The following is a 22,620-nucleotide window of genomic DNA, read 5'->3' as shown; positions in this document are numbered from 1 at the left end:
ACACACCCTTCCCTCTGATTCATCTTTCATTACCCGACCTTCGCATAAGAAAAACCAAATGAGCGTCACCGACTTACGAAAATAATTTGTCAAAGTGAGGAAAACGAGTTATCATCTAATGAGAATGATTATCATTTTTACGTATAGAGAGAGGAAGGGTGCGACGATGAACGAGGAAGTATTCGACGTGACGATTATCGGTGGGGGACCTGCCGGATTATATGCCGCTTTTTACAGCGGTTTACGAGGCATGAAGACGAAAATCATCGAATTTCAACCTTTTTTAGGCGGAAAAGTGCACGCGTATCCGGAAAAGATGGTCTGGGATGTAGGTGGACTCCTTCCGACAACAGGTGCGAATCTGATTGATCAGCTAGTCGAGCAAGGCCTCACATTTTCTCCAACGGTTCATCTTGGCGAGAAAGTAGAGTCGATTTCGAAACACCAAGACGGATTGTTTAGAATCGATACGACGAATGGGCATCATGTGTCGAAAACCATCATCGTTGCGACCGGAAGCGGGATTCTCAAGCCTCATAAAATCGAAGTGAGCGGAGCGGAACGATTCGAATTGTCAAATCTTCATTATACGGTCAAATCGCTTGAACGCTTCAAAGGGAAGCGTGTATTGATTTCCGGTGGAGGCAATAGTGCTGTTGATTGGGCCAATGCCCTTGAGCCGATTGCAGAACAGGTCGTACTGACGTATCGAAAAGAAGAACTCGGTGGACATGAGGCACAAGTCGAGAAGATTAAACAGAGTCGGGTTGATTGTTGCCCACAATCTAAAGTGACGGATTTGATTTCTCACGATGGGAGATCGATTCAGCAAGTATGTTTGACACATGTAGAAACAGGTAAGTCGCGTGTGATCGATGTGGATGAAGTAGTGATCAATCACGGGTACGAGCAAGATACGGAGTTGCTTCGTCACAGTGATTTACAGGTAGAAATGAAGGATGGATTTTATGTGAAAGGCAATTCAGGTAGCGAGTCATCCGTATCGGGATTATACGCCGCCGGTGACATCCTCACACATGAAGGGAAAGTACATCTTATCGCGGGAGCGTTTCAAGATGCTGCGAATGCGGTAAACCGGGCCAAAACATACATTGACCCGAATGCGACCGCAACGGCAATGGTGTCCTCTCATAACGAACGATTAAAAGAAAAGAACCGTCAACTGATAGAAGAAACCATGATGAAGCGGTAAGAGGGACACTCTTACTGCTTTTCTGTAGGATAATCACAAAGTTCGGTGATCACGCCACCTGAATGACGCGGATCCATATAGATTAATCGTCGACCTTTAGCGGTCGTACGAAGCGTATCCTCTAAAAACGTGATTCCGTTTTGCATGTGTTTGGTAATGGCTTGATCTAAATCGTCCACGCGGTAAGCGATGTGATGGACCCCTTTCCCTCGAGCTTTCATAAACCGGGCAATCGGACTCGTATTACTTGTCGGACGTAGTAATTCGATAACATCTTCCCCGATATGGATAACGGCTAACTCGGTTTCGACCCCGGTAGCCGTATTTGTATAGCGATCCATGAGTTCTCCGCCTAACACGGTCGTATAAAAGGTGATCGCCTCGTCTAAATCTCGAACGGCGATTCCTGTATGGTCAATTTGCATAAACATTCCTCCTCACTCTTCAGTTTGCCTAAAGTTGAACAAAATGTCACTTCACAACGTTTCAAGCATATCCGATATAATAGGAGAGGGAGGGACAGCGAAATGAACGGAAAAATCACTACGGGTTTGGTGGGCACTTTCGCCTTGGTATCATTTGTGTTTGGACTCTCACTTGCGACATTTGTCGACTATCGCATCAATGAAGAACAGGTTGTCCTTGAACGGTTAACTACTCATAAACAGATTGGTCCGACGGAGTTGCTGTCTACCGAAGTCGACTTTCATTTGAATGGATCGAATTATGCGATTCGTTTCAAAGATGAGCCAAACATCACGTATTGGTTCAATGTTGTCGACCGCAAAATCAAATTCGATCGGATTGAATCGCTCGATTTGAGAGACACGGGACTTCGGACAGAACTGTTTGAAGAGATGCCACCTTTAGCGATGGAGTCGACAACCGCTGCAGAATGAAAGACGTTGAACGAACAACTTTTTCCTGTGAGAAAGAGTTGATTTGCTCGACGTCTTTTAGCATTTTATGAATAGAGCGGGGTCGGCGGCACCTGTTGCGTGTAAGTTAATCCGCTGACAGAAGATGCTTGAGCACCGTGTTTTTGGAGCGCAAAGGTCAAGTCGGTTTGCAAATTGGTCGTGGAAATGTGAGCCTCTTCGATATATCGAAGCTTATAGAAAAACTTTTGTTGCAGAAACGAAATGGCTTCCCGTACAAACGGTTCGTCACATTCTAAGTGGATTTCTTGTACGAACACATGGTACATTCGTAATCTTACTTTCATAATCCCAATCGGGCGGTGACACCAACGTAACATATAGAACAATGTATGCTGGCGCATTTCATTCGTAAACTGTTGGTCTGTCATAGGGACCGCTTCCGGAAGGACATAATAAGATGTATTTCGAAATTCAATCCATTCGTTTCTTCTGGAATAATCAATCAAATCTAGCGTCCAATATGTATGTGATCCTTTCTCGCATGGGAGTAATGGCAAATGATACGTAGTCGTTTGATGATACTTTTGAAATCCGGATGCCTCATATATTCGAAGTTTATCTTGATTGTGATAGTCGTTTTCGTGTAAATAGTAAGTTATCATGTGCTTTGTTTCCCGACTTCTCTCATATAAAATTCGATCGAGTAATCCGCGGAAAACATGACGATCATCGTATGCCGATTTTGAAAGTTGAATGATTTGAAATTCTTCAAGATGTTCGTCGTTTGCGACGACGGAGGCTAGTGGGGTATGTTCGTTTAATGCGACATAGACGTGGTGATGTGAAGGCAGGGAGAGAAGTAAAGGTGCTTGGCTAAATGGATATAATGATTGAATGGAAGTGCGTTCATGCAACGGTAATTGTCTACATTCCACAAAACGTAGCGCTCGTTTCACAAAGAATCCTTCTTTCTATATTGGATGGTACGTACACTTAAATTGTAAGCGCTTCCTTATATTATCGTGTGTGGCATTGTGATGACATCTAACTTAAGAAAAAATCAAACCTTCTAGAAAAAGGTTTGAGTAAAATAGAAGATATACGTTTAATACAGTAAAATATGATTCACCTGAGCGCTGATGTGTGAGTTTCATCAAAAGTCATCCGTAACGAACCGATGAAACATGCTATACTTAATCACAATGAAACCATATATTAGGAGTATAAAATGAAATACGTTTATTACATGATACTGGCTTTTGTACTTTTGATGACAGGCACACCATCTCCAGCGCTAGCTGAAACAGAACCAGTGGTCATTCATGAAAATATCATTATCGAAGAAGACGTAGAAATTCATGAGGGATTTCAATCACCAAATGAAATGATTTATTTGTTCGTACTCATCGTATTATTATCAGTCATCGGACTTGGGATAATGAATACGATTGAATAACGTGAAAACGTTCACAAAAATGCAATAAGTAGTTTGGTAACGTTTACAATCATTCGCTTATACTTGTACGTGTAGGAAGGAAGTTCTGCACCAACTTTCTGTCCTCCTTTCAAATGAACACCCCTCGTTCATATCATGTATTGGAGTCAATCGATCTCATCGATTGACTCCCTTTTTCTATAAACGAATTCGCTTTTCTTTTGCTAACCGCTTTAACCGTTTTGTCTCGTCTGTATGTCCGTGACTTTCTAGAAAGTCGACATATACTTGAAATGGTTCGGAGCGATGAGAAAAGAACGGAATATATTCTGAAAACAGTTTTTGTTCCGCTTCTTTTAATTTCCCTTCAGAGACAAGAAGGCGAAGCTCTAACATTTTGAGTGCCTGGTAGTTTTCCAGTTCGGTATCTTCTATCTGAGACTTCTCTAAAGTACGGTCACAAAGTTTTAGGAGACGGGAGTGGAGGATTTTTCTTGAGTTGGCGTGACTATGCTCGATGGACAACGTTGAAAGTAAATCAATTCTTGTGGAATCGACATCTTTTGGGACATGAAGAGCGGTGTATAAGGCGCGGTCAATCCAGACGGTATCAATCGGAGCATCTAGTTGATAGTAATGAATGAGTTTTTGAAGCATGGTGACTTGTGAAATTTTTAAAAGGCGGAATGGGTCGCTCGTTGAAAAGAGCGGTTCTTCTCCGGCCGACGTAGACAGAAGGTAAAACATTTCTTCATACATCATACGCGCTTCTGTATACTCTTCTGCGTAGTGGGATAAATCACGAATGATTTTTTTGGCGTGGATGTACCAATTTTTTTGGTCACGCTCTGACATCACCTGATTCGGGCGAATATATAAATATTCATATGCGGAGTCAACAAAGCGTTCAGCCAGCGTAATCGTTTGCGAGAGCGAATGCCGTTCTTCCGAATGCTTTTTTTCTTTATAGCGTGTGAACTGGCTAATCATGAAATCAAAATCTTGATCATCAATCACATCTTTAGGAGTATGACGATACATTTCGACGAGTAAATCGCGTAACGTCGTCTCACCGTATTGCTCCAATAACATGCGTAATTTTCCGACACGCATCAGCTCTCCTCCTTTCGGTCATTTCTTATTACACCGTTTCTTGATTTGGGCAAACACCAATTATTATTCCTTTCCCGGTTTTCATCTGAAACAATCATTTGGTCTCATGCTTAAGACGGATTTTCATAAGAAACGTTGTCAGATGAAGGCAGGTTCGGGATAATAGAGAAAAATTGATAAAGTTGAGGATTATAATGATGAAAGATGAACAACATTTATCGCGTGTCGAACGTAGAAAACGCGAATTAGAACAACAAGAAATCGAATCGTCTCATGTGGACCGTGGTCAACCGGACGAACTATCTATACATGAACAACGGCGTGAACAGGCGACACGTCAATCCGAACATCCATTTTTAAATGAACATATGAAAGATTCTTCAAAACCGAAAAATGGAACGGTGAAGCCACGTCGGAAACGATCGCCCCGTATCTCATTATTTTCGAAACAGAAATCATCTCGTTCGAAATCACAGCATGCGACGAGACAATCAGAATCACCTACTCCCACAAAACGAGAAATGTCTCATTCTTCTAAACAGCCAACGAAACGGAAGCGTAAATGGAAGGGGAAAGTTGCCCTTTTCCTACTTGTGATTCTACTAGTCGTTGGATATATGGCGACATCTCCCTTCACATTCCTCATCATGGGAAGCGACGCACGGGTTGGTGAGTCACTCTCGGGATCTCGTACGGACTCCTTGCAGTTGATGGAATTCGTACCACGCTCTGGTACTGTTCAGAATGTATCGATTCCACGGGATACGTATACGGCCATCCCATGTGAACCTGAACGGGAAGGTGACAAAATTACGCATGCGTTCGCATTCGGTGGTGCAGAGTGTACGGTTGGTGCCGTGGAAGGACTGACTGATGCCTCGGTCGATGGACAAGTCGTCATCACGTTCGAATCGTTTATGGAATTGATTGATTTAATCGGTGGGGTGAACGTCACGGCAACGCATTCGTTTAGTGAGAAAGGGTTCAACCAAACGTATGAATATACGGAAGGCGTTTCCTATGCGATGGATGGAGACATGGCATTGGCGTATGCGAGACACCGTAAATCTGATACAGATGGGGCTCGTTCGAATCGTCAAACGGAGGTCATGACGGCTGTCGCAGAAAAACTGGCAAGTCCTTCTGGGTGGACCAAAATCCCTGCGACATACCGCTTTATGAAAGAAGAGATGGGGCTTGAGATGAACGTCTTGCAAATGGCTTCTGTCGGATTGACGATGATTTCGAATCCGGAGGTAAATAAAATGCAAGTCGAAGGTCAGGATGCCTATATCAACAACGTCTATTACTATGAACCGTTAGAAGAGAGTGTCCAGACGATTCGAGATGCTCTTGATTTATCTATTTGGGGTACTGTCAGATAATTTTAAGAAAAGGGTTTGATTCTGACTTGAAAGAGGAATTTTAAACAAATGAACTACTCTTTTGAGGAGGGAAATTTGAATGAAAGTTTTAGTCATTGGAGCAACAGGAAAGATCGGGAAACGTGTATTGAAAAGCCTGGCGAAAACCCATCAAGTGACCGCTTTAATTCGTTATCCTGAACTACAAGCAGAGTATGAAAAAATGGGTGCGCATGTATTGACGGTTGACGTTGAGAAAGAACTCGAGAAAAAAGTGCATGAGGCGACGAGCGGACAAGATGCCGTTATTATTGCGGCAACTGCTGGTGCAGATGGTTCGAGCACTGAAATTGAACTGCTTGACCGAAACGTCGCAATGAACGCAATTGATGCCGCAAAAAAAGAACGAGTACGTCATGTCGTCTTGCTCAGTGCTTATGGCGCCGATCAACCGAATGCTGCACCGAAAGAACTCTTTAACTTTCTGTCAGCTAATAATGCCGCCGACGAGTATATCGAACATAGCGGTTTGAACTATACGATTATTTGCCCAGTGACCATTGTCGATGAACCGAGTAAAGGTTCCATCGAAGCATCTGAAGATCTGAATGACGCGGATGGTGCGACGATTTCTGAAACTGATGTCGCGACTATCATCGCAGCATCCCTCGATAACCGTGGCTTGTACGGTCGCCGGATTGAAATTAAGTCTGGCAGTACACCAATCAACGAAGCACTTGATTTTGAAGGACGTGGAGAAGTAGCGAATGGAGGAAGAACGACGTTGCGTCGACCACAACGCTCATAATGAGTTGAGGAGAAGATAACATGGAACGGAAGTTATACAAAGACCCAAGTAATCAAATGATTGCCGGAGTATGTTCAGGACTAGGAAACTATTTAGGTGTGGATGTCACGATCATGCGCGTTCTTTTCGTGGCGATGGCTCTTCTCGGAGGACCAGGACTCCTCATTTACATCATCCTGGCAATTATTATGAAGAAGCCGCCATCAGAATATGAAGTAGAACAAGAAGATCGCTTTTAATAAAAAATCAATCCGACGTCTCGTCGGATTGATTTTTTATTTCTCTACATATAAAGTGTAACTCGCTTCGAATGTCTCATTTGGTGAAAGGAGTTGAATCCCTTCTTTGTTCAGGAAGTCTCTTCGGTGCCCTTTATAATCCGCATGTCCGAACCAAGGTTCCAAACAGACGAACGGAGCGTCTTTGTGCGGTGGAGACCAAATACCAAAATGCGTGAAGGACGGACTTTCCATCACGATGGCGGTGCCTGTCGGTTGATGCCGGAGTGCTGCGTAGTCAACGTTCTCAAAAATCAGCGCATCGTCATCGAATAGCGATCTAGTGAGCGGGATATACTGTCGTTCACCGAGTGGTTGATACGCACCTGTCAAATAAGGACCGTCTAAGAGATAGCGATCGCGTGTGCGAACTTCACCAAAGTCAATCGTATAGTCCTCAAACGTTCCCCCCATGAATGGAACATTGAATGCGGGGTGGCCTCCGATACTGAATGGTAACACGGTTTCACCGGAGTTATAGACACGATACGACACGATGACTTCTTCGCCAACAAGTTGATATGAAACGTTTAGCGTAAACGGGAAAGGATAGTGTTGGCGCGATTCAGCTGTATCGCTCAGTGTGAAACAGACGGACGTGGCAGACGATGAATCGATATCAAAAATAGCATCACGGGCAAAGCCGTGTTGGCTCATCGTATACGTGTTTCCTTCATACAAATATTGATCATCGAGCAACCGACCGACAATCGGAAAAAGAATCGGTGCCTGTCTCCCCCAATACGTGGGGTCCCCTTGCCAAAGAAATTCTTGTCCTTCTACTTTCCAACTAGTCATCTCCGCCCCTTGCGCCTTTAAGTTAATCTGTATTTTTTCATTTTGAAGTTGCACAATACACACGCTCCTTTACAGTTTATGATAAGTTAAGTGTAGAAATCTTGAGGAAAACAAACAAGGGGTAAATGATGCGCTTACAAAAAATCGTAATCGGAACGCTAATCCTTCTATTGATTGTTGGGCTTGCTTATAAAGGTTATGAAGAATATATGTCGACGTTAGAGGGAGATAAAGCGGTTCCGATTGTACAAGATGAATCGGTTTTGGGAGGGTTAGAAGTCGGACAGCAAGCTCCAGACTTCACTTTGAGCACGCTAGAAGGGGAACGTCTTTCTCTTTCTCAATATCAAGGAAAGCCGGTCGTGATTAACTTTTGGGCTTCGTGGTGTCCACCATGCCGGGATGAGTTCCCTGAACTCGTGTCTTTTGAAAAAGCGACGAATATTCCGGTTGTTGGAGTAAATGTCACGAAGAATGAACGACGTGGAAAAGAAGACGTGGAAGCATTCTTAGATGAGTATCCCGTCGATTTTCCGATTCTGTTAGATGAAGAGGCAGCTGTCGAGCAACGATATCGTGTTGTCGCATTACCGACAACGTACGTTCTAGATGCAAAAGGAATCATCGTGGCGAAACAGACGGGTCCAGTTGACGAAGCGTGGCTTCAAGGACAGGTTAGTCAATTATCAGAATGACACGTCATTCAAAAGCTGAACGATCTGCCCGGTTTGATTGGGCAGATCGTTCAGCTTTTGTAGTGTTGCTTAATCAACGCATCAAAGTTAGGGGTCATATCTTCTTCAAGATAATAGTGATGATTGTCTCGAATGATTGTATCACCAACACGTGCTTCGGATGGTAGGAATCGTCTAGGAATGAAACTTGAGCCATTATTCCATCTCAATACGGCATATTTTCCCTCGATCCGTACCAATGTACCGTACTTAATCATACCTCTTCCTCCTCGACGAGCAGCTTCTGTCTCTTTTTATCCTTACATCATGTATTCCCAAATTACATAAAAGCTACACCTCTTTACACGTGTCCGTCCATAGAAAGGGTGGGCGTTATGTTCGAGACCCGTGGATGTTATTAACAAGAAATGTGAAAAAAGTTTGAAGAAAACGCTTTCTTTTTTGGAGGCGGTCTTCTATAATAAAACCACGGGGTGATTATGACGAAACTGTGAACAATGGGGGGATGGTCATGTTTTCTTCTGCTATGATTGGATTGCTCGCTCTGACGGGAGTAACAATCTATGGGGTTGACCGTATGTTCACGGTCCGCTCAGAACGCATCACAAAGAAATAGGTCTACATAGGGGGATCGCAACGTCTTGGGGAGACGTTGCGATTTTTTTAATAGTCTTGTCGACGAGACCGACGATCGGTCTCTTTTTGTTCCACCATCTTCTGATTTCGTTCATGAACCCGATCGAAAAATGCGTGATCTGGCCAAGATGGAGACCAATGACGTTGTTCAGGAAGAGCTAGAATGTATTCTTCCGCAGCGCTCAACCGCTTAATCATTTGACTTCGATTATCACATAAATCACCATGCCCCGGTACGAACCATTGGATTTCATGTTCATAAATGATTGATTGCAACGTTTGTAACGTATCGAGATAGGCAGTCGGGTCGTGTTCGATAAATGGGGGCTCGATATTTGATCCGTAATCCCCACAAACGAGTAGATTCATCGATTCGATTAAAATCGACATGTGTGTCGCGTCATGGCCAGGTGTGGAGATGAATGTGACCGGTACTGAACCGAGCAAAAGCGTTTGATCGGGCTTGATCACGAGATCGATGTCGGGTTTTTGGATAGGACGATTGATGTAATGTTGCTCATAAAACTCACGAATCTCATTTAGCTGCTCAGATGAATCTGTCTCTACAAACGCTTGTGAGGCAATGGTTGTAGCATCGGTAAAGCCATAGGCTCCAATGATATGGTCAAAATGATGATGCGTAAAGATGACGTAAAGTGGACGGTCGTTGCGACGCAGCTCGATATCTCGGCGAATCGTGGCGATTTCTTCAGGGAGCCACGTCGGATCAATCAAAATAATAGCATCGGGTGTATCAATGAGAGTCGATGTCGTTCGCATCAACGCACTTTCATATACAGTAAATGATTGCAGTTTCGCTTGAATCAATGGAGTTCCTCCTCATTCGATTAGACTCATTTACTCTTTCCCCAAATCGCTTGAGAGAACAACAAAAAAGCAGAAAGTCGTGTGACTTTCTGCTTTTGCAAGGTCTCAACCGTGCAGTGTATGTGTGCGAGATGTTCTCGCGTATATGTCGATATTGGAGCGGGTGAAGAGAATCGAACTCTCGTCATCAGCTTGGAAGGCTGAGGTTTTACCATTAAACTACACCCGCATGAGTGAAAAAATATGGAGCGGGTGAAGAGAATCGAACTCTCGTCATCAGCTTGGAAGGCTGAGGTTTTACCATTAAACTACACCCGCGAAACGTTTTAACGTTACTTTGATATAATAGCATATACGATTCTATTTGCAAACCCTTTTTTAAAAAACTTTTTAGGTTGCAGAACCCTATCGACAACGAAGATAATAGAAAAAAGGAGAGAAATCAAATATGAGTGAACGGAAATCATATTTACAACTGATGGGTGAAGGATTTCGAATGTTGAAGCAGTCAAAACAAACGGATACCACGGTGTCTCTCCGGAATTGGACGTTTACGATTCATCACGATCACGAATGGTACGTTGTACTACGTACGAGTCGGATCAAGTGGATCGGGTTGCCGACCACAACGTTTCTTATACGTCCTGACACGATTCAAATAGGAGATTTAAAAATCACCCGTCACGAGGAATCGAATGAAGTACGTTTGACAATCGATGAAGAATGGGGATTGGAAAATAAGGTTGTTTGTGACAACCTAGAATGGGAAACATTCGTCGATGCGCTCAAACGAGTGAAGGGGGAGTAAGCGTGAGTGGAGAGAGGTTATATCGGATGGAAGCCGAGGCTCGGGGGAGTGCTTGGCGTGCCCGGGTGCTAACAGGGATTCAACGATTTCGATTTTACAAAGGAGAATTGCTCGCACCGACAAACCGCCCTTATGTCGTGCTGAGTATCTCGCAAGATGAAGGGGCCCTCCCTGACTTAATTGAAACCGATATGGGTGTCCTCTTGATACATGAACGGATAGGTCCCGTTTTTATGAATGTATGTCCGTATGATGTTCAACTCGTTCGGGTCGAACTTCATACGAGTACGGGAAAAACCGACCGTTATTGCGCACTCAATGTCCTTCGCCGCTTTGAAATCGAATACCTTGAGCATTCGAACGAATATCGTCCATTAAGTGCGGATCGACTCTATTTCCTATCTAATCAAACGGTCCGAATGAATTTATTTGGACATATGATTGCCCAAGACGTAAACAGCCAACGTCTTTACGTGACGGAACGGTTGAAGTATGCACTTCAAGCCAGGATGGTCACGGGGCTAGCATTTAAGCAAGTAAAGGAGAAAACAGCATGAAAGAGTATGAAATTGATGGGTGGTTCCGCCTGACATATCCGGAACATTATGAATACAGCGAAGAAGAAGACTACGTGAGTTTCTATTCGACGGAAGAGGATGCGCAAGGAACGCTTCAAATCTCAATTTATGAATCAGAAGATTCGCAAGAACCAAAGCAATCCGCAATGAGCGAGTTGAAAACGTTCTTAGGAGAGTTTCCGATCGACGTGAAAGTCGCACCGAGTGTGACCGATGAGACGAGTGACATGACGACGGCCTATGCGAGTGGGATTGAAGACGGCATGCATTTAGATGTATGGTCCTTGACCGACGGAACACGGCTCTTATTTTTAACATACGTAGCCGATCAGGTGACCGATGAAAAGATGGAGATTGAGTCCATCATCGATTCAATCGAATGGACATGAAATGAGACACGACGCCAGTTAGGGGCGCGTGTCTCATTTTTTTACTGATATTTTGGTACATCGAAGTTGAGCGTGTAAGCATCAAGAGATTGATAGATGTTATAGATACTAGTCGTCTGTTTCGCAGCCCATCCGATATCGGTTGCATATTGGTGAGTTCCGGGTGAAGACGGGTTGAAGCGCATCTTGTAGAGTGTGTTCTGCATGTATTGCGGATTGTTAATATATTTCGCTCCAATCCAGTAAGCTCCCCCAATGATTGCTTCTTTCGGTGAGAACCATTTTTGTTGGAAAGCGTACTTTGCGCCGTTCCCAAGCGGATTACTATCGGTAGCTTGTATTCCGTACATATTATAGACGGTTGCGGCAACAGGACGTTCCGGATAAATCCGATTCCCACTCGAGTTGATCAATGCATTCCCATCTTTATCGACAGGAACCCCTTTTGCAAGAAGTGACGTACCGTGTCCCGTTTCAAGGAGGGCATGCGAGAGAAGATAGACTTCGTTTACGCCGTACATGCTAGCCGCATCTACGAATGCTTGACCTTGTCCACTAAGTGTCCCTTTAGATGTGAGAACTTTGTTGAGCGTGGTCGCTGTTGTCCCAGCGCTCTTTGATAAATCTAAGAATTGATAGAATGAACGAGAGTTCGAATCAATCTGACTTGGATCGACATACGAGATAAGGTCATCTACTGACGCGCGACGCCATGTGTTGTCGAATACTCGAATGTTGTGTCCAGCCGGGCGTTTATACGAAATTGTATAGTATGTCCCCGTCTGACCAGTTATGGTTACAGTCTCACCTGTGTTGATTTGTCCATAGGCGTGAGATGTCAAAATCGGTCGACTTAAAATGTTTGCTGTCCCAACGACTGAACTCGGTGTCACATATCCAGTCATTGTGCCGTATTTCACTTTGTACCAAACTGTTGAACCGGAAGTGTAGCGGTCAACATATTGTATCGACGCCCCGTATGGAATCGTAACGAGTGAAGAAGAACTTGAGGAAGCAGTCATCTTCAGAGCTGTTCCTAAGCCCGAGATGACTGTCATCTCAGGCTTAACAATCGTTCCAGTCGAACCATTGACGCTAACCCAAGCGCGAGGTAAATATGCTTCATCATATCGATGTGCGTCGGTTTGAGCGAATTGAGCCATTTGGCGTTCTGCCATCTGGCGAACCGTCATTGGATAACTTGTATATGAAACTTTTTTCGTGATGCCTGTCGCAGGTGGAGTCGTTGTGACAGGTACGACGTAATCGGTATGAATATAGTTACCACTATACGTTCCATTCGTGAGAAGAGCCCAGTCTGAGCCGACAATCGGTTTGATGTTGACAATCGTTCCTGTACTTAACGTTCCGACTTTATTTGCTGTCGTTACTTCAGGAGTAGACCGAACGTTGAGCGGTTCGTTCCCATCTACATAGATGCGAACTTGACGTTCTTCTTCGTATTGTTCGTCTGACGGTGCTGTTTTCGAGAAGTGATCCGCCGTCGCATAACCTGTGATTGGGCCGTATTCAATTTTAAAGAATCGTTCCGTGAGGCCAGGTTCAGATACTTGTTGAACTTTCGTACCGAACGGAATGACCGCAATTTTAACCTTTTCAGCATCAGAACGGTTATATAAGACGACATCGCGAGTTGTATAGTAATCTGTTTTCACAATAACCTCTGGATTTTTCAATGAGAAGTGACTAGAGCCTGCATATCCTGTTTTGCCATCATAGCGAATCTTGAACCATGAACTAGATAGACCACTTTGCGAGACTTGTTCCACTTTTGCACCGAACGGAATCGTCGCAATCTTTGTTGCTCCGGCTGCAGAAGAACTATACATCGCCACATTTCGAATCGCAAAGTATGGTGTGATCGTCACTTCTTCAGGTGCCTTCGTTGAAAAATGGCGAGCGGCAGCGAAGCCAGTGACTCCATCATATTCGATTTTGAACCAAGAGTCGGATAGGTTGGCGTCAGAAACTTGTACCACTTTCGTTCCTTCTTTGATCGTGCGGAGGCGAGCCGCTCCGGAAGCGGAAGACTCATACAGTACTAGGTCTCGAACCGCATAATATGTTGTTTTGACGACTGCTTCAGGTTTTGATGTCGAGAAGTTACGTGCAGCTGCATAACCGACAGTGTCCCCGTATTGGACTTTATACCAAGATGAACTCAATCCGTTCACGTACACACGCTTCACTTCTGCTCCGAGTGGAATCGTTGCGATTTTTGATGCACCCGTTCCTGAACCGTTGTAGAGCGCAACATTTTTCACTGCGTAATATGTCGTGACTGCTTCTGGAGCAAGGGGAGTCGCTGTAAAATTACGTGCTGGTGCATAACCGACGAGTGAACCGTATTCGATTTTGTACCAAGATCCCGTCGCACCCAATGAATCGAGGTAAGTGACGTGCGCGCCTTCTGGAATCGTTGCGATTTTTGACGCGCCAGTACCGGTCTTGTCATATAGAACGGCTGTCTTAGAAGCGTAAAATGAAGGATTCGTTTCGCTAAAGTATCGTGCGGCCACATATCCAGTATATGTACCGAATTGTACCTTATACCAAGACCCTGTCGCACCGTGAGTAGAAAGATGCGTCACGAGTGATCCTTTCGGGATGACCGTTTCGATTGAAGCAGATGTTGACATCGACGACCGAAGATTGACGTTCATTTCAGCCACATATAATGAAGCGGACGTTGTAGATGCTTTTGTAATGGATGAACCCATCGTCAAATACGTAGAAGAAACGTAACGTTTCTGTCCCTCGAAGCTGATTTGTGCCCATTCATCATTTACGGCATACACATCTACCGACGTTCCTTCCGTTAACTTGCCGACGATTGAAGACGATGTCGATGAATCAGACCGTACATTTAAAATGGGTGTGTTGACTGTTCCTTCAGATGTTGCTGCGTATGATTGGAGAGGCGCAACGGTGCTCAGAATCGTTCCTGAGACGATGACGGCTACTCCTAATCGTGAGAGTGTCGATTTCAATATGTTACCCCTTTCGGATGAAAAAACATGATAAAAATGATTGCGGTCTAAGTATAACGCACTTAAAAATTGGAAAGAAGAAGTAAAATTTTAAAAAAGGTAAATGGTTAAAATATCTTTTCCGAAATCAGGTAAATAAAAACCCCCCTTATAAAAGGAGGTTGAGTAAATTAATGGGTTTTGATTTGCTTCATCCAAGAAAGGATATCCAACCAAACTTGTTCACGGTGAGCTTCGCGAAGGATTTCATGTCGGGCATTGTCGTATGTGACGACAGAGAGTTCGATATCCGCTTTACGATATTTTTGAATGATTCCGTTCAACCCCTCGCCGTCATGAGTGACGGGATCGTCCACTCCAGCAACGAATAAAACTGGAAGTGACTTCGGATGTTCATGAATACGTGCGGATGTCGTGACATCTAATGAGGCGCGGGTCACCTCATGTAAGAAGCCAAGGGACGGTAGTCCACCGCAATTTGGATCTTCAATATAGGAGTCAACCTCATCGGGCACGCTCGAGAGCCAATCACTATCTGTTCGAGCTGGTAAAAATTTTAGGTTGTAGCGTCCGAACAAGAGTCGTTCAAAAAATTTAGATTGGTGTGTCGCGCCTTTTCGATTCATCGCAGTAGCAATCAAGCGATGACCGATTTCCCCTGCGACTCCAGGGTGTGGAGGCGGGGCGACGACAATCACGCCAGATAAAGCGTGTCCCATGACTTGTCCGAGTCGTCGTGCGAGAAGTGAGCCGAAGCTATGACCTAACAGATAAGTCGGACGCTCATCCTCATGCTGGTTAATGAGATACTGGGCATCATCGACGAGTTGCTGAAATCCAGTCTCTGGCGCAAGATGGCCGTAAGTGTTTTGGTCATGGGCGCTAGTGCCCGCACCTCGCAAGTCACATACAAACACATCGTATCCATTATTTGCCATAAAATGCGCGAACTCAATATATCTTTCATGATGTTCGAGCATCCCATGAAACATGAATATTTTTCCAATTGATTGATCTGCCTGCACGTGCATCACTTCCGTTTGATACCCGTCAGGATACGTCAACTCCGATACGATCATCTGTCATCCCCCTATTAGAAAAGTCCGATTGCTTTTCCGGATTCATCAATTCCCATATTGAGAGCTGCCGGATGTTTTGGCAAGCCTGGCATCGTCAGCACGTTTCCTGTCAAGGCGACGAGGAATCCTGCTCCCACTGATGGTTTCAATTCGCGAACGGTGATCGTGAATCCTTGTTGATAACCGAATTTTGAAGGGTCGTCAGAGAGGGAGAACGGTGTCTTCGCCATACATATTGGGAGGTCGGCCCACCCATTTGTTTCGATGGCTTGAATCTGTTTTTGTGCTTTTGGTGTGAACGTGACATCCGCGGCACCATATACTTCCCGGGCAATCGTCTTGATTTTGTGTTCAATCGAGTCAGTTAATTCATAAAGTGGAGATAGCTTGCTTTCTTTTGATTCCACCGCATCAATGACGGCTTCGGCCAACTGGTGACCACCAAGTCCACCATTCGCCCATACCTCACTCAATGAAGCGCGGATATCATGTGCAGTACACCAATCAAGAACGGCAGCGAGCTCATCTTCTGTATCTGAATTGAAACGATTTAAAGCGACAACAGTCGGAAGTCCGAGCTTTTTCATCGTGTCGATATGTTTGGCGAGTAACTTCATTCCTTGACCGACTGCACCGACATTTTCGATATGAAGCTGATCCTTAGATACACCTCCATGCATTTTTAGAGCACGTACGGTCGCAACGAGAACGACCGCATCGGGATTTAATTCTCCAACTCGAGATTTGATGTGACAGAATTTTTCAGCTCCGAGGTCTGCACCGAAACCGGCTTCCGTCACGACATATTCACCAAGCTTCAAAGCTGTCTTTGTTGCGATCAATGAGTTACATCCGTGCGCAATGTTCGCAAACGGTCCACCGTGGACGAGAGCCGGGGTTTGTTCAAGTGTTTGGACAAGGTTTGGTTTAAATGCCTCTTTTAAAAGTAATGTTGCCGCGCCTGCCGCACCAATTTGTTCGGCGGTGATTGGTTCTTGTTGATGGTCATAAGCGACGACGATTCGCTTGATTCGTTCTTCGAGGTCATTCAAAGAATCCGCGAGACAAAGGATGGCCATAATTTCGGAAGCGACAGTAATATCAAATCCGTCCTCACGCGGTACTCCATGAGCGGTACCCCCAAGTCCGACGGTGACATGACGTAGCGCACGGTCGTTCAAGTCGAGAACTCGTTTCCATACGATTCGGCGAACGTCGATCCCGAGATCATTTCCCTGATGAAGATGATTGTCGATCATGGCACTAATTGTGTTGTGTGCCGACGTAATCGCATGCATGTCTCCTGTGAAATGGAGGTTGATGTCCTCCATCGGGAGAACTTGACTGAAGCCACCACCGGCTGCGCCGCCCTTTAAGCCCATTGTTGGTCCGAGTGAAGGTTCGCGAAGACAAACGATTGCTTGTTTGTCCAACTGATTCAAGGCTTGACCGAGACCGACCGTGACCGTTGATTTTCCTTCTCCGGCTGGCGTTGGATTGATTGCAGTAACGAGTACAAGTTTTCCGTCTTTTCGTGTCTTCACACGTTCGAGGACATCATAAGAAAGTTTGGCTTTATATTTTCCATAAAGATCAAGGTCGTCTTCTTGTAGTCCGATTTTTGCTGCAACTTCTTTGATCGGCAATGTTTTAGCTTGTTGGGCGATGGTTAAGTCGGATAATGGTTTCGTTGTTGTCATGTGAAAGTACCTCCGTTTATCGAACGATGTGTTTTAATATATTGAATAATATTCGTGATTAACGTCATAAAAAACAGAACGGATAGTTTGGAGTACAATCCGTTCGTATTGTCATTGATTTTATCATAACTCATCATTCCTTGAATTTCATTCATTCCGTTCAATATTTTCCACCCTTTCTGTCAAATGTATCCGTTTTCATAAAGAGCTCTTCACGATACATTGATAGTGGAGGCGATACACATGACTGAGACTGCAAAACGGACGAAACGAAGACGAAATTGGAAGAAGCCTGCGAGTTTTATAGCATTTGTCGGACCCGCTTTTTTGGCTTTTGTCGCCATTGTACTGATCCCGTTCTTCAATGGAATCTACTATAGTTTCACGGATTGGAACGGTGTGACAGGCGAGTTGAATTTTATCGGATTCGATAACTATCAACGATTATTTTTGGAAGATGAGCAATTCCGAGCTTCTTTTTGGATAACAACAAAATATACGATTGTATCTGTCTTATTGACGAATATCGTCGGATTTTCTTTAGCATTATTGTTGACGATGAATATTAAAACACGAAATTTCTTACGTACAATTTTCTTCATGCCGAACTTGATTGGTGGATTGATTCTCGGATTCATTTGGCAGTTCATTTACGTGAAAGGATTTGCCTCGATTGGGGCGTTGACGGGATGGAGTCTATTTGAACTACCGTGGCTCGGAGATGCGCAAACGGCATTTTGGGGAATCGTGATCGTCGCAATCTGGCAAGGTGGCGGCTACGTCATGGTCATCTATATCGCAGCATTACAGAATGTACCGACCGATTTGATGGAGGCGGCTCGAATTGATGGAGCGAACCGTTTCAAGATGCTTCGTCACATTACCTTGCCGATGATTATGCCATCCATCACGATTTGTTTATTCTTAACGATTTCATGGTCGTTCAAAGTGTTTGATACGAACTTGTCGCTGACAAATGGAGGACCGTTCAAATCGACCGAGATGTTGGCTTTAAACATTTACACAGAATCCTTCGTCAATAACAATTATGGTCTTGGCTCAGCTAAAGCGGTCATCTTCTTCTTGGTCGTGGCTGCGATTACGGTGACGCAAGTGTACGTGACGAAAAAACGGGAGGTGGAAGCATGACGACGGAAAAATTGGAACGAATCGAGAAAAAATTGGATGAAACACCAAAGCTCGTCCCGAAGCGGCCTCTCCGCCCGGGAGCGTATTCTTGGAATCTCGGAGTCATTGAACTCGTCGCTATTCTGCTCGGACTTCTTTATTTGGTGCCATTCTATTACGTTGTCGCCAACTCGTTCAAATCGATGGCCGAAATCTTTACGAATACTTCCGCCTTACCGAACGAATGGTTGACGTCGAACTATACGGAAGCATGGGAAGCGATGAATTATGGACGCGTGTTTCTAAACTCACTTCTCATCACGTTTGGTGCAAATGCAATCATCGTTATCTTTACTTCGATGGCAGCATGGAAACTCGTTCGTACGAAACATTGGGTCTCCACGATGATTTTTTTCTTATTCGTGGCAGCTATGGTCATTCCGTTTCAATCTATCATGATTCCGCTTGTAAAGGTTTCGAGCGTCCTTGGGTTGTTGAACAGTCATTGGGGACTGATGGTCATGTATCTTGGGTTCGGTTCTGGAATCTCCGTGTTTCTCTACCATGGGTTCATGAAGTCCATTCCTGAAGAAATTGAAGAAGCGGCCATCATTGACGGATGTTCGACATGGGGTGTATTTTGGCGAATAGTTTTTCCGCTACTAAAGCCAATCACGGTGACAATCGTCATCTTGAACAGTCTCTGGATTTGGAACGACTTCCTATTGCCGTCTCTCGTTCTTCGTGATGTGGAATTACGGACCATCCCGCTCGCGACGTTCTATTTCTTTGGACAATATACAAAACAGTGGGATCTTGCGTTAGCTGGTTTAGTGTTAGGAATCGTTCCCCTTTTGGTCTTCTTCTTCGGTATGCAAAAGCATATCATCAAAGGGATCACGAGTGGTTCGATTAAATAACCCTCCTAAGGGAATCCTCCGTTCGCTACACGGAGGATTATTTTTTTTTTGAAAAACCGTTGACATTATTCAGAATATTTATAATAATGAATTCAATTCAATTGTGAACGACGTCGAAAGGACGAGTACATGAAGGTAGTGAGTCAAGCGATCCGGGGGAGGTGAGAGCCCGGTCTTAACCCTTCGTCGAAAAACTTCCTGGAGTCGCTACCCGAACGCTTTGCCAGTAGACGTAGCCGGACCGCTCCCCGTTATCGGAGCTACGAGATGTTTGTCTCGAAAAAGTGAGTAGATTCGTCTACTAATTTGGGTGGCACCGCGGAACCGAAGTCTTCCGTCCCATGTTCGATGGGATTGGAGGGCTTTTTTTCATGGCTTCACTCCCAAATATTCCACAATTGGAGGAAACGGAAAATGACAACAGCAACAAGCACGATGAAGGAAAGACAGCAGACAATCGGAGCAGTAAAGGCACTCTTCGAGGAGAAAGTCTCGCGTGAACTCGGACTCACACAAGTACAGGCGCCGTTATTCGTCGAATCAGCAAGTGGTGTCAACGATCATCTGAACGGTGTGGAGCGCATCATTCAGTTTGATACGATGTATCCAGGCCATGAACTTGAAATCGTTCAATCGCTTGCGAAATGGAAACGAGAGGCACTCGGACGTTATGGATTTGGTGTCGGAGAAGGATTGTATACTCAAATGCGAGCAATTCGTCGTGATGAAGAGCTCGATGCGACGCATTCTCTCTTTGTCGATCAGTGGGACTGGGAGCGAGTCATTGCTCGAGAAGAGCGGACGATGGAGTATTTAAAAGCAACGGTCGAGTCGATTTATGTGGCACTCCGTGAAACAGAGTCGGAAGTGGAAAGAGCGTATGGTATTGAAGCGATTCTTCCAGATGCCATTCATTTCATCACGAGCCAAGAGCTAGAGGATGCGTATCCGACGATGACTCCGAAAGAGCGTGAGAGTGCAATTTGTAAAGAGTACGGCGCGGTTTTCATCTCGCAAATTGGAGACAAACTCGCTTCAGGTATGAAACATGATGGACGTGCGGCGGACTATGATGACTGGTCGCTCAACGGTGACATTCTCGTTTGGCACCCTGAACTTGAGTCGGCATTTGAATTATCGTCGATGGGGATTCGTGTAGACGAGGTGACTCTTGAAGCACAACTTCAAAAAGCCGGGGCCGAAGAAAAACGTGCTTATCCATTCCATCAAGGTGTGCTCGAAGGAACACTTCCGCTCACGATTGGTGGAGGCATCGGTCAATCCCGTGTAGCGATGTATCTCTTACGTGCACGTCATATCGGTGAAGTCCAAACATCGGTCTGGCCAAAAGAAGTGATTCAGTCGTGCAAAGATGCTGGTATCAGCTTGTTGTAATATAAAAATAATTAGAAACAGGGAACAGGACTCGTTAAAACGGGTCTTGTTTTTCTGTGCAACATTTTCCACCCTATCCGTCAATTTTGACACCTACATATTGGAAGCGTTTTCATTTAAAGTTGGTTTTGTAAAGAATGGATGAGATTAAGGGAGGAAATGAGATGAAGCGGAAGTGGAAATTATCGACAGCGGTTATGACAGCCGGAATGGTTTTATCACTCGCGGCATGTGGTGGAGGATCACTGACGGACGAAGGGTCTTCTGAAGGAAATGCGGACAGCGGAGATAAAAAAGACGTCACGTTGAACGTCTTCCAATTCAAAGCGGAGATCGCCAAAGATCTTGAAGCGATGGCAAAAGAGTATGAAGAAGAAACGGGTGTCAAAGTGACCGTTCAAACGGTCGGTGGCGGTGCGGACTATGGTGCGGCCTTAAAATCACAATTTGCTTCAGGAAACGAACCAGACATTTTCAACAACGGTGGATTCACGGAAGCACAAACATGGAAAGACAAACTCGAGGACTTATCGAGTGAGAAATGGGTAGGAGACTTGACCGAAGTCGCCAAAGAACCGATGACGATGGACGGTAAACTGTATGGTATGCCGATGAATCTTGAAGGGTACGGTTTTATTTATAATAAAGAACTGTTTGAAAAAGCAGGCATCGATGAGTTGCCAAAAACGCTTTCTGAATTGACTACTGCAGCTGAAAAATTAGATAAGGCGGGAGTTACACCATTCTCTGTCGGTTATGCAGAGTTTTGGATTTTAGGAATTCACTTATTAAATATCCCGATGGCTCAGCAAGATGATCCAGATGCGTTTATTCAAGCGCTTAACGAAAATAAAGCGAAGTTTGAAGACAACGAACAGTTCCAGGAATTCTTGAAGCTGTTTGATTTGACGATTAAATACGGGAATAAAAATCCACTGACGACAGACTATAACACTCAAGTCACACAGTTCGCTCAAGGAGAGACAGCGATGCTCCAACAAGGAAACTGGGCACAACAGATGATCTTTGATGTCAATCCGGATATAGAGATGGGCTTCGTTCCAATCCCGATCAACGACGATGCTGAGAAGATGGACCGACTCCCGGTCGGTGTCCCGAACAACTGGGTCGTCAACAAAAACTCGAAGTATAAAGAAGAAGCAAAAGATTTCTTAGAGTGGATGGCGACGTCTGATACAGGTAAAGACTACATGGTCAACAAGTTCAAATTTATCCCGGCCTTCAAGTCGGTTGAAGCGAATGATCTTGGACCACTTGCAGATGATATCTTAGCCTATTCAAATGAAGGGAAGACAATCTCTTGGAACTGGTTCAAGTATCCGGATGGTGCCGTGAATGAATATGGTGCACTCATGCAGGCGTATGTTGGTGAACAAAAAACAGGTGAAGAAATGCTTCAAGACTTCACTAAAGTTTGGCAAGACAAAGTGAAATAAAGAATACACAGACGGTGAAACGACCCCTTCACCGTTTGTGTTTTTTTTATGAAGAAACTGTCACAGGAACCCCATACAAACCACACACATACCTATGGGGGTTTCA

At 44.6% G+C, this 22,620-nt stretch carries 23 protein-coding genes, 2 tRNA genes and 1 other annotated feature; of the genes, 14 read left to right on the top strand and 11 right to left on the bottom strand.

Features of this window, described 5'->3' with window-relative positions; genetic code table 11:
- The first annotated feature begins 166 nt into the window (after positions 1–166).
- A complete protein-coding gene (locus KNO95_RS12070; protein ID WP_026826813.1) occupies positions 167–1,213 on the top strand; it encodes an NAD(P)/FAD-dependent oxidoreductase in 1,047 nt (348 codons plus the stop codon).
- An 11-nt stretch (positions 1,214–1,224) separates the two neighbouring features.
- Here the strand turns inward: KNO95_RS12070 and KNO95_RS12065 are convergent, their stop codons facing one another.
- Positions 1,225–1,638, bottom strand: a complete 414-nt coding sequence (locus KNO95_RS12065; protein WP_407636720.1) for a VOC family protein — start codon at positions 1,636–1,638, stop codon at positions 1,225–1,227.
- Positions 1,639–1,740: 102 nt separating this feature from the next.
- Between KNO95_RS12065 and KNO95_RS12060 the strand changes: the two genes are divergently transcribed.
- A complete protein-coding gene (locus KNO95_RS12060) occupies positions 1,741–2,112 on the top strand; it encodes a hypothetical protein (RefSeq protein WP_026826811.1) in 372 nt (123 codons plus the stop codon).
- Positions 2,113–2,177: 65 nt separating this feature from the next.
- Here KNO95_RS12060 and KNO95_RS12055 read toward each other — a convergent pair whose 3' ends face one another.
- The gene (locus tag KNO95_RS12055) at positions 2,178–3,050 is read right to left on the bottom strand and encodes a hypothetical protein (protein WP_026826810.1); all 873 of its coding nucleotides are present in this window, start codon (positions 3,048–3,050) and stop codon (positions 2,178–2,180) included.
- 272 nt (positions 3,051–3,322) lie between these two features.
- On the opposite strand from KNO95_RS12055, the gene KNO95_RS12050 reads away from it, so the two are divergent.
- Positions 3,323–3,550, top strand: a complete 228-nt coding sequence (locus tag KNO95_RS12050) for a hypothetical protein (RefSeq protein ID WP_026826809.1) — start codon at positions 3,323–3,325, stop codon at positions 3,548–3,550.
- A 177-nt stretch (positions 3,551–3,727) separates the two neighbouring features.
- Here the strand turns inward: KNO95_RS12050 and KNO95_RS12045 are convergent, their stop codons facing one another.
- Complete coding sequence (locus KNO95_RS12045; RefSeq protein WP_026826808.1) at positions 3,728–4,642, bottom strand: hypothetical protein; 915 nt, start codon at positions 4,640–4,642, stop codon at positions 3,728–3,730.
- A 197-nt stretch (positions 4,643–4,839) separates the two neighbouring features.
- Here KNO95_RS12045 and KNO95_RS12040 point away from each other — a divergent pair, with 197 nt between their 5' ends.
- From KNO95_RS12040 to KNO95_RS12030, 3 genes are all read left to right on the top strand, one after another.
- The gene (locus KNO95_RS12040) at positions 4,840–6,027 is read left to right on the top strand and encodes an LCP family protein (RefSeq protein ID WP_235181867.1); all 1,188 of its coding nucleotides are present in this window, start codon (positions 4,840–4,842) and stop codon (positions 6,025–6,027) included.
- Between the two features lie 79 nt (positions 6,028–6,106).
- Positions 6,107–6,814 (top strand): SDR family oxidoreductase, encoded by a 708-nt coding sequence (locus tag KNO95_RS12035; protein ID WP_026826806.1) that lies wholly within the window; start codon positions 6,107–6,109, stop codon positions 6,812–6,814.
- Between the two features lie 20 nt (positions 6,815–6,834).
- Positions 6,835–7,053 (top strand): PspC domain-containing protein, encoded by a 219-nt coding sequence (locus KNO95_RS12030; RefSeq protein ID WP_026826805.1) that lies wholly within the window; start codon positions 6,835–6,837, stop codon positions 7,051–7,053.
- A 36-nt stretch (positions 7,054–7,089) separates the two neighbouring features.
- Here KNO95_RS12030 and KNO95_RS12025 read toward each other — a convergent pair whose 3' ends face one another.
- The gene (locus KNO95_RS12025) at positions 7,090–7,944 is read right to left on the bottom strand and encodes an aldose 1-epimerase family protein (protein WP_026826804.1); all 855 of its coding nucleotides are present in this window, start codon (positions 7,942–7,944) and stop codon (positions 7,090–7,092) included.
- A 74-nt stretch (positions 7,945–8,018) separates the two neighbouring features.
- On the opposite strand from KNO95_RS12025, the gene KNO95_RS12020 reads away from it, so the two are divergent.
- Complete coding sequence (locus tag KNO95_RS12020; protein ID WP_235181866.1) at positions 8,019–8,585, top strand: TlpA family protein disulfide reductase; 567 nt, start codon at positions 8,019–8,021, stop codon at positions 8,583–8,585.
- 50 nt (positions 8,586–8,635) lie between these two features.
- Here KNO95_RS12020 and KNO95_RS12015 read toward each other — a convergent pair whose 3' ends face one another.
- From KNO95_RS12015 to KNO95_RS12000, 4 genes are all read right to left on the bottom strand, one after another.
- A complete protein-coding gene (locus tag KNO95_RS12015) occupies positions 8,636–8,842 on the bottom strand; it encodes a DUF3006 domain-containing protein (protein WP_015880796.1) in 207 nt (68 codons plus the stop codon).
- A 406-nt stretch (positions 8,843–9,248) separates the two neighbouring features.
- Positions 9,249–10,049, bottom strand: coding sequence for an MBL fold metallo-hydrolase (locus KNO95_RS12010; protein ID WP_026826802.1), 801 nt, complete (start codon positions 10,047–10,049; stop codon positions 9,249–9,251).
- A gap of 155 nt (positions 10,050–10,204) precedes the next feature.
- Positions 10,205–10,278, bottom strand: a tRNA-Gly gene (locus KNO95_RS12005).
- Positions 10,279–10,293: 15 nt separating this feature from the next.
- A tRNA-Gly gene (locus KNO95_RS12000) sits at positions 10,294–10,367 on the bottom strand.
- Between the two features lie 130 nt (positions 10,368–10,497).
- Here KNO95_RS12000 and KNO95_RS11995 point away from each other — a divergent pair.
- From KNO95_RS11995 to KNO95_RS11985, 3 genes are read left to right on the top strand one after another with little or no spacing between them, the layout of a single operon-like run.
- Positions 10,498–10,857 (top strand): hypothetical protein, encoded by a 360-nt coding sequence (locus tag KNO95_RS11995; protein WP_026826801.1) that lies wholly within the window; start codon positions 10,498–10,500, stop codon positions 10,855–10,857.
- A 2-nt stretch (positions 10,858–10,859) separates the two neighbouring features.
- Positions 10,860–11,414, top strand: coding sequence for a hypothetical protein (locus tag KNO95_RS11990; RefSeq protein WP_235181865.1), 555 nt, complete (start codon positions 10,860–10,862; stop codon positions 11,412–11,414).
- Complete coding sequence (locus KNO95_RS11985; RefSeq protein ID WP_026826799.1) at positions 11,411–11,824, top strand: DUF3805 domain-containing protein; 414 nt, start codon at positions 11,411–11,413, stop codon at positions 11,822–11,824. Before KNO95_RS11990 ends, KNO95_RS11985 begins: the two co-directional genes overlap by 4 nt.
- Before the next feature lie 41 nt (positions 11,825–11,865).
- Here KNO95_RS11985 and KNO95_RS11980 read toward each other — a convergent pair whose 3' ends face one another.
- From KNO95_RS11980 to KNO95_RS11970, 3 genes are all read right to left on the bottom strand, one after another.
- A complete protein-coding gene (locus KNO95_RS11980; protein WP_026826798.1) occupies positions 11,866–14,835 on the bottom strand; it encodes an SH3 domain-containing protein in 2,970 nt (989 codons plus the stop codon).
- A 170-nt stretch (positions 14,836–15,005) separates the two neighbouring features.
- The gene (locus KNO95_RS11975; RefSeq protein ID WP_026826797.1) at positions 15,006–15,914 is read right to left on the bottom strand and encodes an alpha/beta fold hydrolase; all 909 of its coding nucleotides are present in this window, start codon (positions 15,912–15,914) and stop codon (positions 15,006–15,008) included.
- A 14-nt stretch (positions 15,915–15,928) separates the two neighbouring features.
- On the bottom strand, positions 15,929–17,614 hold the full coding sequence (locus KNO95_RS11970; protein ID WP_026826796.1) for a formate--tetrahydrofolate ligase: 1,686 nt from the start codon (positions 17,612–17,614) through the stop codon (positions 15,929–15,931).
- 243 nt (positions 17,615–17,857) lie between these two features.
- Here KNO95_RS11970 and KNO95_RS11965 point away from each other — a divergent pair, with 243 nt between their 5' ends.
- From KNO95_RS11965 to KNO95_RS11950, 4 genes are all read left to right on the top strand, one after another.
- The gene (locus KNO95_RS11965) at positions 17,858–18,763 is read left to right on the top strand and encodes a carbohydrate ABC transporter permease (RefSeq protein WP_026826795.1); all 906 of its coding nucleotides are present in this window, start codon (positions 17,858–17,860) and stop codon (positions 18,761–18,763) included.
- On the top strand, positions 18,760–19,662 hold the full coding sequence (locus tag KNO95_RS11960; RefSeq protein ID WP_084483616.1) for a carbohydrate ABC transporter permease: 903 nt from the start codon (positions 18,760–18,762) through the stop codon (positions 19,660–19,662). Before KNO95_RS11965 ends, KNO95_RS11960 begins: the two co-directional genes overlap by 4 nt.
- Positions 19,663–19,766: 104 nt before the next feature.
- Positions 19,767–20,007 (top strand) — a binding site (T-box leader).
- A gap of 69 nt (positions 20,008–20,076) precedes the next feature.
- Entirely contained in the window at positions 20,077–21,057 is a 981-nt protein-coding gene (asnA, locus tag KNO95_RS11955) for an aspartate--ammonia ligase (RefSeq protein WP_026826793.1), read from the top strand.
- A 164-nt stretch (positions 21,058–21,221) separates the two neighbouring features.
- Positions 21,222–22,514, top strand: coding sequence for an ABC transporter substrate-binding protein (locus tag KNO95_RS11950; protein WP_026826792.1), 1,293 nt, complete (start codon positions 21,222–21,224; stop codon positions 22,512–22,514).
- Positions 22,515–22,620 lie beyond the last annotated feature (106 nt).

The sequence above is a fragment of the Exiguobacterium sp. ERU653 genome, from assembly GCF_018617775.1.
GTDB classification, from domain to species: Bacteria; Bacillota; Bacilli; order Exiguobacteriales; family Exiguobacteriaceae; genus Exiguobacterium; species Exiguobacterium marinum.
Note: the sequence above shows the minus strand (reverse complement) of the source record. Positions and strands in the feature narration are given on the sequence as shown.

Coding starts and splice junctions, on each gene's coding strand:
- KNO95_RS12070 (WP_026826813.1), top strand. CDS start 167: ATGAACGAGGAAGTATTCGACGTGACGATTATCGGTGGGGGACCTGCC.
- KNO95_RS12065 (WP_407636720.1), bottom strand. CDS start 1,638: ATGCAAATTGACCATACAGGAATCGCCGTTCGAGATTTAGACGAGGCG.
- KNO95_RS12060 (WP_026826811.1), top strand. CDS start 1,741: ATGAACGGAAAAATCACTACGGGTTTGGTGGGCACTTTCGCCTTGGTA.
- KNO95_RS12050 (WP_026826809.1), top strand. CDS start 3,323: ATGAAATACGTTTATTACATGATACTGGCTTTTGTACTTTTGATGACA.
- KNO95_RS12045 (WP_026826808.1), bottom strand. CDS start 4,642: ATGCGTGTCGGAAAATTACGCATGTTATTGGAGCAATACGGTGAGACG.
- KNO95_RS12040 (WP_235181867.1), top strand. CDS start 4,840: ATGAAAGATGAACAACATTTATCGCGTGTCGAACGTAGAAAACGCGAA.
- KNO95_RS12035 (WP_026826806.1), top strand. CDS start 6,107: ATGAAAGTTTTAGTCATTGGAGCAACAGGAAAGATCGGGAAACGTGTA.
- KNO95_RS12030 (WP_026826805.1), top strand. CDS start 6,835: ATGGAACGGAAGTTATACAAAGACCCAAGTAATCAAATGATTGCCGGA.
- KNO95_RS12020 (WP_235181866.1), top strand. CDS start 8,019: ATGCGCTTACAAAAAATCGTAATCGGAACGCTAATCCTTCTATTGATT.
- KNO95_RS12015 (WP_015880796.1), bottom strand. CDS start 8,842: ATGATTAAGTACGGTACATTGGTACGGATCGAGGGAAAATATGCCGTA.
- KNO95_RS11995 (WP_026826801.1), top strand. CDS start 10,498: ATGAGTGAACGGAAATCATATTTACAACTGATGGGTGAAGGATTTCGA.
- KNO95_RS11985 (WP_026826799.1), top strand. CDS start 11,411: ATGAAAGAGTATGAAATTGATGGGTGGTTCCGCCTGACATATCCGGAA.
- KNO95_RS11975 (WP_026826797.1), bottom strand. CDS start 15,914: ATGATCGTATCGGAGTTGACGTATCCTGACGGGTATCAAACGGAAGTG.
- KNO95_RS11970 (WP_026826796.1), bottom strand. CDS start 17,614: ATGACAACAACGAAACCATTATCCGACTTAACCATCGCCCAACAAGCT.
- KNO95_RS11965 (WP_026826795.1), top strand. CDS start 17,858: ATGACTGAGACTGCAAAACGGACGAAACGAAGACGAAATTGGAAGAAG.
- KNO95_RS11960 (WP_084483616.1), top strand. CDS start 18,760: ATGACGACGGAAAAATTGGAACGAATCGAGAAAAAATTGGATGAAACA.
- asnA (WP_026826793.1), top strand. CDS start 20,077: ATGACAACAGCAACAAGCACGATGAAGGAAAGACAGCAGACAATCGGA.
- KNO95_RS11950 (WP_026826792.1), top strand. CDS start 21,222: ATGAAGCGGAAGTGGAAATTATCGACAGCGGTTATGACAGCCGGAATG.